The organism is Pseudomonas sp. CH235 (assembly GCF_004368175.1).
In the GTDB taxonomy this organism is placed as follows: domain Bacteria; phylum Pseudomonadota; class Gammaproteobacteria; order Pseudomonadales; family Pseudomonadaceae; genus Aquipseudomonas; species Aquipseudomonas paraglycinae.
Window position 1 is genome coordinate 149158 of record NZ_RRZJ01000009.1, and the last position, 14257, is coordinate 163414.

14 protein-coding genes and 1 pseudogene are annotated in these 14257 nt (G+C 59.7%); 9 read left to right on the top strand and 6 right to left on the bottom strand.

The window, feature by feature from the left end; all coding sequences use genetic code 11:
- The first annotated feature begins 847 nt into the window (after window positions 1-847).
- The gene (locus EIY71_RS12465) at window positions 848-1207 is read left to right on the top strand and encodes a DUF6124 family protein (protein WP_134021853.1); all 360 of its coding nucleotides are present in this window, start codon (window positions 848-850) and stop codon (window positions 1205-1207) included.
- A 73-nt stretch (window positions 1208-1280) separates the two neighbouring features.
- On the opposite strand, the gene EIY71_RS12470 is transcribed toward EIY71_RS12465, so the two are convergent.
- Complete coding sequence (locus EIY71_RS12470; protein WP_134021855.1) at window positions 1281-1997, bottom strand: SIMPL domain-containing protein; 717 nt, start codon at window positions 1995-1997, stop codon at window positions 1281-1283.
- Window positions 1998-2275: 278 nt separating this feature from the next.
- Here EIY71_RS12470 and EIY71_RS12475 point away from each other — a divergent pair, with 278 nt between their 5' ends.
- The 4 genes from EIY71_RS12475 to EIY71_RS12490 all read left to right on the top strand — a co-directional run bounded on the left by EIY71_RS12475 (window position 2276) and on the right by EIY71_RS12490 (window position 6782).
- On the top strand, window positions 2276-3538 hold the full coding sequence (locus EIY71_RS12475; protein WP_064593366.1) for an ATP-binding protein: 1263 nt from the start codon (window positions 2276-2278) through the stop codon (window positions 3536-3538).
- Complete coding sequence (locus EIY71_RS12480) at window positions 3531-4091, top strand: response regulator transcription factor (protein ID WP_003221630.1); 561 nt, start codon at window positions 3531-3533, stop codon at window positions 4089-4091. Before EIY71_RS12475 ends, EIY71_RS12480 begins: the two co-directional genes overlap by 8 nt.
- Before the next feature lie 96 nt (window positions 4092-4187).
- Window positions 4188-5915 (top strand): ABC transporter ATP-binding protein/permease, encoded by a 1728-nt coding sequence (locus EIY71_RS12485; RefSeq protein WP_134021856.1) that lies wholly within the window; start codon window positions 4188-4190, stop codon window positions 5913-5915.
- A gap of 120 nt (window positions 5916-6035) precedes the next feature.
- Complete coding sequence (locus tag EIY71_RS12490) at window positions 6036-6782, top strand: FadR/GntR family transcriptional regulator (RefSeq protein WP_134021858.1); 747 nt, start codon at window positions 6036-6038, stop codon at window positions 6780-6782.
- A 7-nt stretch (window positions 6783-6789) separates the two neighbouring features.
- Here EIY71_RS12490 and EIY71_RS12495 read toward each other — a convergent pair whose 3' ends face one another.
- Window positions 6790-7140: a hypothetical protein gene (locus tag EIY71_RS12495; RefSeq protein ID WP_085746908.1), complete on the bottom strand. Its 351-nt coding sequence runs from the start codon at window positions 7138-7140 to the stop codon at window positions 6790-6792.
- A 248-nt stretch (window positions 7141-7388) separates the two neighbouring features.
- On the opposite strand from EIY71_RS12495, the pseudogene EIY71_RS12500 reads away from it, so the two are divergent.
- Window positions 7389-7652: pseudogene (locus EIY71_RS12500) on the top strand (FadR/GntR family transcriptional regulator); the annotation flags it as partial.
- A gap of 22 nt (window positions 7653-7674) precedes the next feature.
- Here the strand turns inward: EIY71_RS12500 and EIY71_RS12505 are convergent.
- The 4 genes from EIY71_RS12505 to EIY71_RS12520 all read right to left on the bottom strand — a co-directional run bounded on the left by EIY71_RS12505 (window position 7675) and on the right by EIY71_RS12520 (window position 10135).
- Window positions 7675-8022 (bottom strand): hypothetical protein, encoded by a 348-nt coding sequence (locus tag EIY71_RS12505; RefSeq protein ID WP_085746909.1) that lies wholly within the window; start codon window positions 8020-8022, stop codon window positions 7675-7677.
- A gap of 134 nt (window positions 8023-8156) precedes the next feature.
- Window positions 8157-8531, bottom strand: coding sequence for a hypothetical protein (locus EIY71_RS12510; RefSeq protein ID WP_085746910.1), 375 nt, complete (start codon window positions 8529-8531; stop codon window positions 8157-8159).
- Between the two features lie 102 nt (window positions 8532-8633).
- Entirely contained in the window at window positions 8634-8825 is a 192-nt protein-coding gene (locus EIY71_RS12515) for a hypothetical protein (protein WP_085746911.1), read from the bottom strand.
- 11 nt (window positions 8826-8836) lie between these two features.
- Entirely contained in the window at window positions 8837-10135 is a 1299-nt protein-coding gene (locus tag EIY71_RS12520; RefSeq protein ID WP_134021860.1) for a phospholipase, read from the bottom strand.
- A 236-nt stretch (window positions 10136-10371) separates the two neighbouring features.
- On the opposite strand from EIY71_RS12520, the gene kdgD reads away from it, so the two are divergent.
- The 3 genes from kdgD to EIY71_RS12535 all read left to right on the top strand — a co-directional run bounded on the left by kdgD (window position 10372) and on the right by EIY71_RS12535 (window position 14248).
- Entirely contained in the window at window positions 10372-11283 is a 912-nt protein-coding gene (kdgD, locus tag EIY71_RS12525) for a 5-dehydro-4-deoxyglucarate dehydratase (RefSeq protein ID WP_011332448.1), read from the top strand.
- 61 nt (window positions 11284-11344) lie between these two features.
- Entirely contained in the window at window positions 11345-12784 is a 1440-nt protein-coding gene (locus EIY71_RS12530; protein ID WP_085746913.1) for an aldehyde dehydrogenase family protein, read from the top strand.
- A gap of 99 nt (window positions 12785-12883) precedes the next feature.
- Complete coding sequence (locus EIY71_RS12535) at window positions 12884-14248, top strand: MFS transporter (protein WP_039769701.1); 1365 nt, start codon at window positions 12884-12886, stop codon at window positions 14246-14248.
- Window positions 14249-14257: the final 9 nt, after the last annotated feature.

Consider the following 14257-nt stretch of genomic DNA (forward strand, 5'->3'; position numbering starts at 1 on the left):
TATCCGATGCTGCGGTAACGGCTTCTTATGGTTCCGCCCTTACGGCGGGTCACTTTTTACAAACGCCTAAAAAGTAACCAAAAACGCTTGCTCCTGCGTTCGGCCCCTCGCTAAGGCTCGGGGTTCCTTCGCTCCGGGATTCATCCGGGGGGCATCGCCTACGGTTTGCTTCGCTGCACCTCCTCTCGATGTGTTTGGCTTCGCCAAACGGTCGCTGCGCTCCCACCCCCGGATAAATCCCTCCACTCAGCCTTCCGACGTCGCCCGTGGATCAAGATCAAAAGCTGCAGCCGAGCTAACGCTCATCCTGTTGAGTGGTGGTGGGGCAACAGCTAGAGCGGTTTGTGTGCTTTTCGGATTTTGAATTCACCTTCGATATCTCACGTCGGCGTATTTCATTTAGACGACGCGGTCAGTTCCCTCTCCCTCCGGGAGAGGGCTAGGGTGAGGGCAGCTTTTGGTCGTTCCCACGCTCCGCGTGTGAATGTAGCCGGGACGCTCCGCGTTCCATTTTCGAATGTTTAAAGATGTGTGGGATTCACCGAACCTTCCCACAAGGTTTTCAGGTTGTCCGTCGGAAGCACGATCCCTAGTCTTTGGTTGTCGCAGAAGACTCTGCGATCGGGAGGTGAGATTCCCGGTTACTGAATTTGGAAACCAGAGCAAGCCGCCCCATAATCGCCGCCAGTTCATGCTGTCGGCAGTTCTTTATGGCGGCTATGTACGGGCGGACTTCGGTCCGGCCGGGTTGGTTTCCTTACCGGTAATCTCACTCCGTACATAGTTGCCACCTCATTTCTCGAGTGAGATCGGAAATGAGTGGCGCAAATTCATAAGGAAATGCTCCATGAACAAGCCCGTACCCGACCCACCCCTCGAAACACCCACGCCCCTCGAAGAAGCCATGCGCGCCGAAGACCTCGCCCGCAACCGCGAAGCCATCAAACGCGCCCTCGACTATTACCTGTGCCCCAATCCTTCCAAACCGCGTCCGAGCACCATGTACATGGTCACACCCAACGTCGACACCGAAAGCCTGCTGGCCAATGCCTGCGAATCCCTGGCCTCGGCCAGTACCATCGCGAGCAATTTCGCCAATGAGCTTTCGGGCCCGCAGCGCAGTACGGCGCTCGGTATCCAGCAGATCGTCATGCTGGCCGAGCTTGCAGTGAACTGCGCGCTGGACCGGGTTGATCCGCAAACCTGACAACACAAATCCCAGGTATAAAAAAACCGGCGATCATCACTGATCGCCGGTTTTTCATTCAGTCGTCATTCAATCACTGCATCAACACTTCAATCGAGCCATCAGCGGTCAGGCTGACCTGGCTGGTGCCGGCTTCGACTTCAGGCGTGACCGGTGCTGCGTCCATGCCGGCGGCTTTCATCATCATCGGGGCGCGCATGTACGGTTGTGGGAAGCCGTTGCTGTTGAGGTTCAGGCTGACGATTTTGTAACCCTTGCCGCCCAGGGCGTCGGTGGCCAGTTGGGCGCGGGCCTTGAAGGCGGTGACGGCTTCTTTCAGCAGTTGGTCCTCGCTGGCCTTGCGGGTCGGGTCGGCGATGGCGAAGTCCATGCCGCCCATTTTCAGGTCGGTCAGCAGCTCGCCAGTGAGTTTGGACAGGGCGGCGAAGTCGGCGCTTTCCAGGCGCAGTTCGGCGCGTTCGCGCCAGCCGGTGATTTTCTGGCCCTTGGTGTCGTAGATCGGGTAGCTGTTGCGGCTGCCCTGGCGCAGGGTGATGTCTTTGACCTGCTTGGCCTGGGCCAGGGCCTTGTTCATGGTGGTGCTGACGTCGGCGGCGAGTTTGGCTGGGTCGGTGTTCTGTTCTTCGGTGTAGAGGGTCACGATCATCAGGTCGCGGGCCACTTCCTGGCTGACTTCGGCGCGCAGGGAAATCTGGTTGTAGTGCAGCTCATCGGCGGCCAGGGCCGGAAGGCTGGCGACGCTGCCGACGGTCAGGGCGAGAAGGGCGGCGCTGCGGCGAAATGTGTGCATGAAAGCTCCTTGATGAGGGCGCAGGTGATGGTTCGGGGGCCTGCGTGAAACCATCAGACTCTAGCTTTTATGATCCGGTTCGCCCAGTTACAACTTCTATACAGATGACAAGGCCAGCGACGAGATTCAAGCTGCAAGCCGCAAGCTTTTGCTCGTAGCTTGAAGCTCGCAACTTGCAACTGCTTTTGGGTGTGGTTGTTTGCCGCACTTTCGCCTCTCAAGCCCGCGCCTTGGTTATACTCCGTGCGATCCGCCTGGAGCGCTCATCAGGAGAGCTCATGCTCGCCCCCGTACAACTGACTTCCGCCACTCGCCAGAACCTCTGGCGGCTGACTTTCATCCGCACCCTGGTGCTCGCCGCGCAGGCCGGCTCCGTGGGCCTGGCCTACTGGCTGGATCTGTTGCCGTTGCCGTGGGTGCAACTGGTGATGACCCTCGGCTGTTCGATTCTGCTGTGTGTGTTCACCGCCGTGCGCCTGCGCACTTCGTGGCCGGTCACCGAGCTCGAATATGCGTTGCAACTGGCCTGCGACCTGGTTATCCACAGTGCCTTGCTGTATTTCTCCGGTGGTTCGACCAACCCGTTCGTTTCGTATTATCTGGTGCCGCTGACCATCGCTGCGGTGACGCTGCCATGGCGGTATTCGGTGGTGCTGTCCGGTATTGCGCTGGCCTTGTACACATTGATGCTGACGCACTTCTATCCGCTGGAAACCCTGCCGGTGGCCCGGGAGAACCTGCAGATCTACGGCATGTGGCTGAGCTTCGCTCTTGCAGCAGCGGTGATTACGTTTTTCGCCGCGCGGATGGCTGAAGAGCTGCGGCGGCAGGAAGAATTGCGCGCGATCCGCCGGGAAGAAGGCCTGCGCGATCAGCAATTGCTGGCCGTCGCGACTCAGGCTGCCGGTGCCGCCCATGAGCTGGGCACGCCATTGGCGACCATGAGCGTGTTGCTCAACGAAATGCAGCAGGATCACCCCGATCCAATGCTGCAGGAAGACCTGAAGGTGTTGAAGGATCAGGTGAAGCTCTGCAAGGAGACTCTGCAACAACTGGTGCGCGCCGCCGAGGCCAATCGCCGGATGGCGGTGGAGATGCAGGACGTTACCGAGTGGCTCGACGAGGCGCTCAATCGCTGGCACCTGATGCGCCCGGAGGCCAGTTATCGCTTCCAGCGTCTTGGCCAGGGCCCGTTGCCGCGTGTAGCGCCGCCGCCGGATCTGACCCAGGCCTTGTTGAATCTGTTGAACAACGCCGCCGACGCCTGCCCGGAAAACCTTCAGGTGACCCTGGACTGGACCGCCGAAGACCTGACCATCAGCATCCGCGACCATGGCGCCGGTGTGCCGCTGGCCATCGCCGAGCAGATCGGCAAACCGTTTTTTACCACCAAGGGCAAAGGTTTCGGCCTTGGCCTGTTTTTGAGCAAGGCCAGCGTGACACGCGCCGGCGGCTCAGTGAAACTCTATAGTCATGAGGAAGGCGGCACGCTCACCGAGCTGCGCCTGCCCCACGGCGCCCGAGGAGAGCAACATGAGTGACGAAATCCAAGTCGAAGGCGAAGAACTGCCGCATTTGCTGCTGGTCGATGACGATGCGACCTTCACCCGGGTGATGGCCCGCGCCATGGCCCGCCGTGGTTTCCGCGTCAGCACCGCCGGTTCAGCCGAAGAAGGCCTGACCATCGCCCAGGCCGATCTGCCGGACTACGCCGCGCTGGACCTGAAAATGGACGGCGACTCCGGTCTGGTCCTGCTGCCGAAGCTGCTGGAGCTGGACCCGGAAATGCGCGTGGTGATCCTCACCGGTTACTCGAGCATTGCCACCGCGGTCGAAGCGATCAAGCGCGGCGCCTGCAACTATCTGTGCAAACCGGCCGACGCCGACGATGTGCTGGCAGCGCTGCTGTCCGAACACGCCGACCTCGACAGCCTGGTGCCGGAAAACCCGATGTCGGTGGATCGCCTGCAGTGGGAGCACATCCAGCGTGTGCTGACCGAGCACGAAGGCAACATCTCCGCAACGGCCCGCGCCCTGGGCATGCACCGCCGCACCCTGCAGCGCAAATTGCAGAAGCGCCCGGTTCGTCGCTGAACCTGCGCTGAACGACCATCGCCAGCCCTCGCGATAAAGCGCACCGATCATCTATGATCGGTGCGTGTCTGTTCTTTTCTTTATCGAGCCTTTTCCATGAATCAGAACGCTGAATATTCCGCGGTCAACGATACTGTGCGCGGGCAGTTTTTTCGCAAGGTGTGGGCCATGACCACGCCTTACTGGCGCAGCGAAGAGAAGGGCAAGGCCTGGACGTTGCTGATCGCCGTGATCGCGCTGACGTTGTTCAGCGTGGCGATCTCGGTGTGGATCAACAGTTGGTACAAGGATTTCTATAACGCCCTGCAAAAGAAGGATGAGGCGGCATTCTGGCAGTTGATCCTGTATTTCTGCGGCATTGCGGCGGTGGCAATCCTCGGCGCCGTGTATCGCCTGTACCTGACGCAGATGCTGACCATCCGTTGGCGGGCATGGCTCACCGAGAACCATTTCAAGCGCTGGCTCGGGCACAAAAACTATTACCAACTGGAGCAGGGCGGTTACACCGACAACCCTGACCAGCGGATTTCCGAAGACCTCAACACCTTCACCAGCAACACCTTGAGTCTCGCGTTGGGCCTGATCCGCACGGTGGTCAGCCTGGTGTCGTTCTCGATCATTCTGTGGGGCGTGTCCGGCAGCATCGAGGTGTTCGGCATCGAGATTCCCGGCTACATGTTCTGGTGTGCGCTGCTGTATGCGGCGGTCGGCAGCTGGTTGACGCACCTGATCGGTCGACGCCTGATCGGCCTGAACAACCAACAACAACGCTTCGAGGCTGACCTGCGCTTCTCCATGGTGCGGGTACGTGAGAATGCCGAGAGCATTGCGCTGTACAACGGCGAGCCGAACGAGAATCGTCGCCTGAGCAACCGCTTTGGGCTGGTTTGGCACAACTTCTGGGACATCATGCGCGTGTCCAAGCGCCTGACGTTCTTCACCTCCGGTTACGGCCAGATCGCAATCATCTTCCCGTTCATCGTCGCGGCCCCGCGTTACCTGACCGGCAAGATCGAGCTCGGTGAGCTGATGCAGATCAACTCGGCATTCGGCAACGTGCAGGAGAACTTCAGCTGGTTCATCAACGCGTATTCGGATCTCGCCGCATGGCACGCCACGTGTGATCGTCTGCTGAGCTTCCGCCAGGCCATGACCGACAACGAAGAACGCGCACCGGCCATCGATGTGCAGAATCAGGGCGATGAGCTGAAGGTTCATAACCTGGGCCTCGATCTGGCTGACGGTCGTCACCTGCTGACCAGTGCAGACATGACCGTGGAGCAGGGCGAGCGGGTGATGCTCAGTGGCCGCTCCGGCAGCGGTAAATCCACGCTGCTGCGGGCGATGGGCCATTTGTGGCCGGCCGGGCACGGCAGTATTCGATTGCCGGCTTCGCGTTATCTGTTCTTGCCACAGAAACCGTATCTGCCGATCGGCACCCTGCGCGACGCCTTGAGTTATCCACAACCGGGCGACACCTACGCGCCCGAGCGTTATGCACAAGTGCTGGAAACCTGCCGTTTGCCGCATCTGGTGGCTCGACTGGACGAGGCCAATCACTGGCAGCGCATGCTCTCGCCGGGTGAACAGCAACGTCTGGCCTTCGCCCGCGCGCTGCTCTATGCACCGCAATGGCTGTACATGGACGAAGCGACGTCGGCGATGGATGAAGAAGACGAAGCCACGCTGTATCAGGCGTTGATTGACCAGTTGCCGGGCCTGAGCATCGTCAGCGTCGGCCATCGCAGCAGCCTCAAGCGTTTCCATCCACGGCATGTGCGGATCGATGGCGGGCACTTGGTGGAACAGACCGTCACGGCCTGATAACACATCATCCTGTGGGAGCGAGCAAGCTCGCTCTCACAGGATGATGCACTAAGTGATCGTACAACCCGCTTGCGCTATGATGCCCCTCAAGCCGATTTTTCGAGACAAACGCAGATCATGGAAAACCCGATCGACACCCCGCGCTTCCCCCGCAAGCGTCGCAGCCTGGCTCAGGAACTGGTGACGGTGCTGACCGAGCAGATCCGCGACGGTCTGCTCAAGCGCGGCGACAAGTTGCCCACCGAGTCGGCGATCATGGAAGCCCATGGCGTCAGCCGCACCGTGGTGCGCGAGGCGATTTCCCGTTTGCAGGCGGCGGGGCAGGTGGAAACCCGTCATGGCATCGGCACCTTCGTGCTCGACACCCCGAGCCCGAGCGGCTTCCGGATCGACCCGGCCACCGTGGTCACCCTGCGTGACGTGTTGGCCATTCTCGAATTGCGTATCAGCCTCGAAGTCGAATCCGCCGGCCTTGCCGCGCAGCGCCGCAGCACCGAGCAACTTGCTGCGATGCGCGCGGCCCTTGATGCGCTGAATGACAGCGTGGCCCACGCCAGCGATGCAGTGGCGTCGGACTTCCAGTTCCATCTGCAAATCGCGCTGTCCACCGGCAACCGCTATTTCACCGACATCATGACCCACCTGGGCACCAGCATCATTCCGCGCACGCGGCTGAATTCGGCGCGACTGGCCCATGACGATCAGCAGCACTACATGAATCGCCTGAGCCGCGAGCACGAGGAAATCTACGACGCCATCGCCCGTCAGGATTCCGATGCCGCCCGCGCGGCCATGCGCCTGCACCTGACCAACAGCCGCGAACGGCTGCGTCAGGCCCATGAAGAGGCGCAGGCTCAGGGTTGAGGGTTGATTACGGTTCGAGGCGTACTGTCAAAGTCGGGGAGGTGACTACATCCGGGCTGCCGGTTTTAGCAATCGTGTAGCGCAAATTAGCCGTAGCTCCCGACACCAGGTTATTGGCAAACGTGCTTTTTGGAATGTCAAAGGTGACAGGGAATAATGGCTGGCTCAGTGTGTATTTAGAACTCCAATTGCTTCCGGTCGAGGTGCTGACGAGCATCTCGATCACGTCGCCGATTGCTGCTTCAAAGTATTGGGACACTGAAGCGGGAGTTGGATCACTCAGCTTCTCAATGTAAGCGACTCCTTTAACTGCCTCTTCCAAGTCAGGTGCGGCTACGACACTTTGTTGTGCGGTCATGATGTAAGTCCTTTTGTCATTGCAATCGAAAAGTGTATGTTCCGGCTCTTGGCCGTTGGCGTCGGGTGATGACGCCAAGAGTATTAGGGCTGGATTGGTTGGTGGCCGCACCTGTAAGAAATAACAGTTTCGACGAGTGGTTGATGGTGATTCAGCTTTCGATGTGCAGAAGCAGTGGTTCCGAGCAAGGCTCAAGACTGGCCTCGTCTGCAAACTTGTAGCGCAGCTCAACGGTACGGTTCAGGTAATTGTCCACCGGCAACCGCTACTTCACCGACATCATGACCCACCTGGGCACCAGCATCATTCCGCGCACGCGGCTGAACTCGGCGCGCCTGGCCCATGACGATCAGCAGCACTACATGAATCGCCTGAGCCGCGAGCATGAGGAAATCTACGAGGCCATCGCCCGTCAGGATTCCGATGCCGCCCGCGCGGCCATGCGCCTGCACCTGACCAACAGCCGCGAACGGCTGCGTCAGGCCCATGAAGAGGCGCAGGCGCAGGGTTGAACTCCGAAGGGGCGGGAAAACGTCATATGGTGTCGACGATAGACAGCTCTAACGTGTCTGACTGTTGTGGAGTTCCGTTTATTGTTGCGATGAAGTGGATAACTGCGGACCCATTTTTGAATTGATAGTCGAACAGGCTTTTTGAACCCAGAGAGAACTGTTCCTTTTCGGCTATGAACGTCGTAAATCTAGCGTGCTTTTCTATAGGGATGCTAAAACGGTCAGGCTTAACTTCAATTGTTATGTCGATCTGTTGGTTTGCTGCTTTCTCTTCATAAAAGAAATCGAGGAGAAAAGCACCACTCAGTTTCTGGGTGTCCAGCACTCCATTCGGCGCCTGAGGTGCTTCTGCTGCGGCAAGTTTTTGCATGACAAACTCTCCTGGTAGGGGTAAGTGCAATCGTTTTTTACTCCGTAAGTTGAGCGTTCTTGAGGGGCGGAGCGCCACTGTCAGAAATGACAGTGGCGACAAGCGGTCGTAATTGATTCCGCCGCGCGTCACGATCAGGCTTCGATGTAGAGTTTCAACGGCTCCGAACACGGCTCCAGACTGGACTCATCAGCAAACTTGTAGCGCAGCTCAACGGTACTGTTCAGGTACTTTTCCAGTTCGAATCTGGGGATGCTCAGTTCAATCCCGGTCAGGCCGACCATGTCATCCAGTGCGTCATCCCAGACGCCGGTCGGCTCCGACAAACCCTGCCATTCAGGCTCTTCCGGATCATCGCCGAGGATCGGGTACACATCCCAGTTCGGCGGTGTGTTCTGGCCATCGGGTACCTGAACGATCAGGTCGTCATCCAGCGTCGACAGCCGCAGGATGATCGAGTCGCTGGCATGGTCGGGGAATTGCGGAAGGTGTGCAGCGGCAAACGTCATGCTTTGTTCTCCTTGAAAGATCTGCCGCGATCCTTCGCGGCAGTCGTCGCACTTTACCCGGCGAATCGGTGAGGCGCGCCGGGGCAATCTTGTCCGGGCATTTCAACTGCGGGGCAGAATCGAACGATCCACCCTGACCGCGAGTTTGCCTGGGCCGGGCCTGACGTCGAAGGTCGCCTGGCCCTGAGCATCCACCGACGTGCGGGCGATGGCCACGCCGTCGCGCAGCAGTTGCAGCGGCGCACCTTTCATCGATTGGCCCGAGGCCAGTTCCAGTTTCAATTTAATCGTCATCGAATCGCTCCTTAATTCGTGTTGCCGCTTGGGTGATAGTCCTTGAGCAGCAGGTAAGTGCTCCAGCCCCACCAGTCGTCGACGGTGGCATTGTCGTTGAGGTTGTTGACGTCCTTGCGCCGCAGCACTTTGTTGCCTTGAAGGCGGAACAGTGGCGAGAAGTTGTTGGCCGGATCCAGCACGGCCGTCAGATCCGGCAGCCGTTGCAGCGCGTTGAAGGTGGTTGGCACATTACCGCTGGAATACGCGGCATACACCTCGTCTGCCGAATCCTGCACCGCGAGAGTCACCTGATTGCGGTTGTCGGCGTCCGTGGCGTCGAAGTAGCGCTTGTCGCCGAACGCCCGCCATTGCTCGCCATGGCCATTACGCACCTTGAGGCCAAACTTGCTGTCTTCGTCGTGCATGAAGCGAGTGATGAGTGAACCCAGGTCGCTAGGTGTCACGGCGGCGGCCATGGCCTTGCGCGGCACCCGCAAATGCCCGGAAGAAAAAAGGTCGGTGAGGTAGTGGTCGGCGAACGCGTTCATCGCGTAGGCCCGTTCCAGTCGCAGTTCGTCCTGACTGGCGTGGGCGGCTGCAGCGGTTTGCAGGGCGGCGGTGTGGCCGGCGATGTAGGCTTGGCGAGCCCATTCGCCGAAGTGGTCGGCGTTGTTCGCGGCCAGTTTCAGGTAGCGACCGAGCGGGAACAGCGCCGAAACGAAACTGCCGCCGCCGGTGATCTTGTTCCACTCTTCCGACAACGTATCTCCCAAAGCGTCATAAGCCTCATGGGGTTGCTTGCCGTCCTTGATCGCCTGTTTAACCGCGTCGATCTCTTTTTGCATGATCGCGAGAATTTGCGTCGCCTCGGTCTTCGAGGCCGTCAGCGCGGCGAGGCTGTCGAAGGCCGCCGTGAAGCGCTGAAGGCGATCGGCCGAAGTCGACCCTTCATTGATCGGACGGTCGACGATTCCATAGAAATCACCACCCAGCGCCAGCACCTGGCCGTAGGTCAGCGCCAACCCGTTCGGCAGATGCAGCGGCACATTTTGCGCGAGCACCGGCTCGGCGCTTTCAATAAAGCGCAGCCGGGTGTTGTCGCCGATAGCCGTGTGTTCTGCGCCTTCGAAGCGTAACTGCGGTTTGCCTTTCAAGGCTTGAGCGGTCAGGGCGGTCACGGGTTCGACATCGCTGTGCGAGTCGGCGATGTGCAGCAACAGATGCGGATTTTCGGCACTGAAGGCGATGCCGCCGGGGGTGAAAAGGTCATCGAAACGGGCGATGACCGGTGTGGGTTTTTCAAGGCATTTTGTTAGTTGACCGGACATTTCTTTCTCCTTGATATGTCGTCGGTGGGTTCCTATTTAACTGTATGCATATACAGTTAAATCGAGCCTAGTCGAGAAATCTCCTACGTCAAAAAGAAATCTTGTCCGACAAAAAATGCCCTCCAGCGATGAAATGCAGTTGACGGTTATCTTTTAAGTTGTACGATGACCTACAACTTCGGCGAAGGCTGAACGGTCCACTCACAAAAAAACGTTGCTACCAGGGTGTTCGAATAATGAATCCACAAGAACTGAAGTCCATCCTCTCCGCCGGCCTGCTGTCGTTCCCGGTGACCGATTTCAATGCCCAGGGCGATTTCAACCGCGCTGGCTACATCAAACGCCTGGAATGGCTGGCCCCGTACGGTGCTTCAGCCCTGTTCGCCGCCGGTGGCACCGGTGAATTCTTCTCCTTGGCTGCCAGCGAATACTCGGAAATCATCAAGACTGCCGTCGACACCTGCGCCAGCAGCGTGCCGATCCTCGCCGGTGTCGGTGGTTCGACCCGCCAGGCCATCGAATACGCTCAGGAAGCCGAGCGTCTGGGCGCCAAGGGCCTGTTGCTGCTGCCGCACTATCTGACCGAAGCCAGCCAGGACGGCGTTGCCGCCCACGTTGAAGCCGTGTGCAAATCGGTGAACATCGGTGTGGTCGTCTACAACCGCAACGTCTGCCGCCTGACCGCGCCGCTGCTGGAGCGTCTGGCCGAACGCTGCCCGAACCTGATCGGTTACAAGGACGGTCTGGGCGATATCGAACTGATGGTGTCGATCCGTCGTCGCCTTGGCGATCGCTTCAGCTATCTCGGTGGTCTGCCGACCGCCGAAGTCTATGCCGCTGCCTACAAGGCCCTGGGCGTGCCGGTCTACTCGTCGGCGGTGTTCAACTTCATCCCGAAAACCGCGATGGACTTCTACCACGCGATTGCCCGCGAAGATCACGCCACCGTCGGCAAGATCATCGACGACTTCTTCCTGCCGTACCTGGACATCCGCAACCGCAAGGCCGGTTACGCCGTGAGCATCGTCAAGGCAGGCGCCAAGATCGCCGGCTATGACGCAGGCCCGGTGCGTGCGCCGCTGACCGACCTGACCGGCGAAGAGTACGAAATGCTCGCCGCGCTGATCGACAAGCAAGGTGCGCAGTAACACAACTCTATAAACAAGGCCGCTGAGCGATCAGCGGCCTTTTGCGTCAGGAGAATGATTCGTGACCAAGCGCTATGACAACTACATCAACGGTGAATGGGTCGCCGGTAACGATTACTCGGCGAACATCAACCCGTCCGAACTGAGCGACACCATCGGCGATTACGCCAAGGCTGACCTGGCTCAGGTCAACGCCGCCATCGACGCCGCCCGCGCCGCGTTCCCGGCGTGGTCGACCTCGGGCATTCAGGCCCGTCACGACTCGCTGGACAAAGTCGGCACTGAAATCCTCGCCCGCCGCGAAGAGCTCGGCACCCTGCTGGCCCGGGAAGAGGGCAAGACCCTGCCCGAAGCCATCGGCGAAGTGACCCGCGCCGGCAACATCTTCAAGTTCTTCGCCGGTGAATGCCTGCGTCTGTCCGGCGACTACGTGCCGTCGGTGCGCCCGGGCGTCAACGTAGAAGTCACTCGCGAAGCGCTCGGTGTGGTCGGCCTGATCACCCCGTGGAACTTCCCGATTGCCATCCCGTCGTGGAAAATCGCCCCGGCCCTGGCCTACGGCAACTGCGTGGTATTGAAGCCAGCAGATCTGGTACCGGGTTGCGCCTGGGCCCTGGCTGAAATCATCTCCCGCGCAGGTTTCCCTGCCGGCGTGTTCAACCTGGTCATGGGCAGCGGTCGCGTGGTCGGTGAAGCGCTGGTCAACAGCCCGAAAGTCGATGGCATCAGCTTCACTGGCTCCGTCGGTGTGGGCCGTCAGATCGCCGTCAACTGCGTGTCGCGCCAGGCCAAGGTTCAGCTGGAAATGGGCGGCAAGAACCCGCAGATCATTCTCGACGACGCTGACCTCAAGCAGGCGGTCGAGCTGTCGGTGCAGAGCGCGTTCTACTCGACCGGCCAGCGTTGCACGGCTTCGAGCCGACTGATCGTTACCGCCGGGATTCACGACAAGTTCGTCGAAGCCATGGCCGAGCGCATGAAGTCGATCAAGGTCGGCCACGCGCTGAAGGCCGGTACCGACATCGGTCCGGTGGTCTCGCAAGCGCAGCTTGAGCAGGATCTGAAATACATCGACATCGGTCAGTCCGAAGGTGCGCGCGTAGTCAGTGGCGGTGGTCTGGTGACCTGCGACACCGAGGGCTACTTCCTCGCGCCGACTCTGTTTGCCGACAGCGAAGCGTCGATGCGCATCAGCCGCGAAGAGATCTTCGGCCCGGTGGCCAACATCGTTCGCGTGGCCGATTACGAGGCTGCGCTGGCCATGGCCAACGACACCGAATTCGGTCTGTCGGCGGGTATCGCCACCACGTCGCTGAAGTACGCCAACCACTTCAAGCGTCATTCCCAGGCCGGGATGGTGATGGTCAACCTGCCGACCGCCGGTGTCGATTACCACGTTCCGTTCGGTGGCCGTAAGGGTTCATCCTATGGCTCACGTGAGCAAGGCCGCTATGCGCAAGAGTTCTACACGGTCGTGAAGACCAGCTACATCGGTTCGTAAATCGCTGCACCCGCGCCGGGCCTTCGCCTGAGGCCCTGCGCGGCACAAGACCAAAGAATGTTTTACCCGCATAAAAATAATCAGTGGGAGTACATCTACATGCAATCGTCCAAGCCGACTCACGTCCGCTATTTGATCCTGCTCATGCTGTTTCTGGTGACCACGATCAACTACGCCGACCGCGCCACCATCGCGATCGCCGGTTCCAGCTTGCAAAAAGACCTCGGTATCGACGCGGTCACCCTCGGCTACATCTTCTCTGCTTTCGGTTGGGCCTACGTGGCCGGGCAAATTCCCGGCGGCTGGCTGCTCGATCGCTTCGGCTCGAAAAAAGTCTATGCCCTGAGCATTTTCACCTGGTCGCTGTTCACCGTGCTGCAAGGCTTCGTCGGTGAATTCGGCATGTCCACGGCCATCGTCGCGCTGTTCATGCTGCGCTTCCTGGTGGGTCTGGCCGAGGCGCCATCGTTCCCCGGCAACGCACGCATTGTGGCGGCCTGGTTCCCGACCGCCGAGCGCGGCACCGCTTCGGCGATCTTCAACTCGGCGCAATACTTCGCCACCGTGTTGTTCGCGCCGCTGATGGGCTGGATCGTGTTCTCCTTTGGCTGGGAGCACGTGTTCATCGTGATGGGCCTGCTCGGCATCGTGTTCTCGCTGGTCTGGCTCAAGGTTATCCACAGCCCGCGCCAACACCCGATGGCCAACGAAGCGGAAGTGAAGTTCATCGCCGACAACGGCGGCATGGTCGACATGGACCAGAAACAAGGCAAAAAGGCTGACGGTCCGAAGTGGGATTACATCCGCCAGTTGCTGACCAATCGCATGATGCTCGGCGTTTACCTGGGCCAGTACTGCATCAACGGCATCACCTATTTCTTCCTGACCTGGTTCCCGGTGTACCTGGTGCAGGAACGCGGCATGACCATCCTCAAGGCCGGTTTCATCGCCTCGTTGCCGGCGATCTGCGGCTTTATCGGCGGCGTGCTCGGCGGGGTGATTTCCGATTACCTGCTGCGCAAGGGCCATTCGCTGACCTTCGCCCGCAAGGCGCCGATCATTGCCGGCCTGCTGGTTTCGAGCAGCATCGTGGCGTGCAACTATGTCGACGTTGAATGGATGGTGGTCGGCTTCATGGCCCTGGCATTCTTCGGCAAAGGCGTGGGGGCTCTGGGCTGGGCAGTGGTGTCCGACACTTCGCCGAAACAGATCGCCGGTCTGAGCGGTGGCCTGTTCAACACCTTCGGCAACATCGCCTCGATCACCACTCCGATCGTCATCGGTTACATCATCAGTTCCACCGGCTCGTTCAAATGGGCGCTGGTGTTCGTCGGTGCCAACGCACTCGTGGCGGTGTTCAGCTACCTGGTGATCGTCGGCCCGATCAAACGTGTGGTCCTTAAAGAGCCGCCAACCCAGGGCGGTTCCGAAGCCACCGGCAAATTGTCTCAAGCGCATTCCTGAGGAGCGGCG

What these genes read in the sequence shown, in the direction of transcription:
- EIY71_RS12465 (WP_134021853.1), top strand. Translation starts at nt 848, where the DNA reads ATGAACAAGCCCGTACCCGACCCACCCCTCGAAACACCCACGCCCCTC.
- EIY71_RS12470 (WP_134021855.1), bottom strand. Translation starts at nt 1,997, where the DNA reads ATGCACACATTTCGCCGCAGCGCCGCCCTTCTCGCCCTGACCGTCGGC.
- EIY71_RS12475 (WP_064593366.1), top strand. Translation starts at nt 2,276, where the DNA reads ATGCTCGCCCCCGTACAACTGACTTCCGCCACTCGCCAGAACCTCTGG.
- EIY71_RS12480 (WP_003221630.1), top strand. Translation starts at nt 3,531, where the DNA reads ATGAGTGACGAAATCCAAGTCGAAGGCGAAGAACTGCCGCATTTGCTG.
- EIY71_RS12485 (WP_134021856.1), top strand. Translation starts at nt 4,188, where the DNA reads ATGAATCAGAACGCTGAATATTCCGCGGTCAACGATACTGTGCGCGGG.
- EIY71_RS12490 (WP_134021858.1), top strand. Translation starts at nt 6,036, where the DNA reads ATGGAAAACCCGATCGACACCCCGCGCTTCCCCCGCAAGCGTCGCAGC.
- EIY71_RS12495 (WP_085746908.1), bottom strand. Translation starts at nt 7,140, where the DNA reads ATGACCGCACAACAAAGTGTCGTAGCCGCACCTGACTTGGAAGAGGCA.
- EIY71_RS12505 (WP_085746909.1), bottom strand. Translation starts at nt 8,022, where the DNA reads ATGCAAAAACTTGCCGCAGCAGAAGCACCTCAGGCGCCGAATGGAGTG.
- EIY71_RS12510 (WP_085746910.1), bottom strand. Translation starts at nt 8,531, where the DNA reads ATGACGTTTGCCGCTGCACACCTTCCGCAATTCCCCGACCATGCCAGC.
- EIY71_RS12515 (WP_085746911.1), bottom strand. Translation starts at nt 8,825, where the DNA reads ATGACGATTAAATTGAAACTGGAACTGGCCTCGGGCCAATCGATGAAA.
- EIY71_RS12520 (WP_134021860.1), bottom strand. Translation starts at nt 10,135, where the DNA reads ATGTCCGGTCAACTAACAAAATGCCTTGAAAAACCCACACCGGTCATC.
- kdgD (WP_011332448.1), top strand. Translation starts at nt 10,372, where the DNA reads ATGAATCCACAAGAACTGAAGTCCATCCTCTCCGCCGGCCTGCTGTCG.
- EIY71_RS12535 (WP_039769701.1), top strand. Translation starts at nt 12,884, where the DNA reads ATGCAATCGTCCAAGCCGACTCACGTCCGCTATTTGATCCTGCTCATG.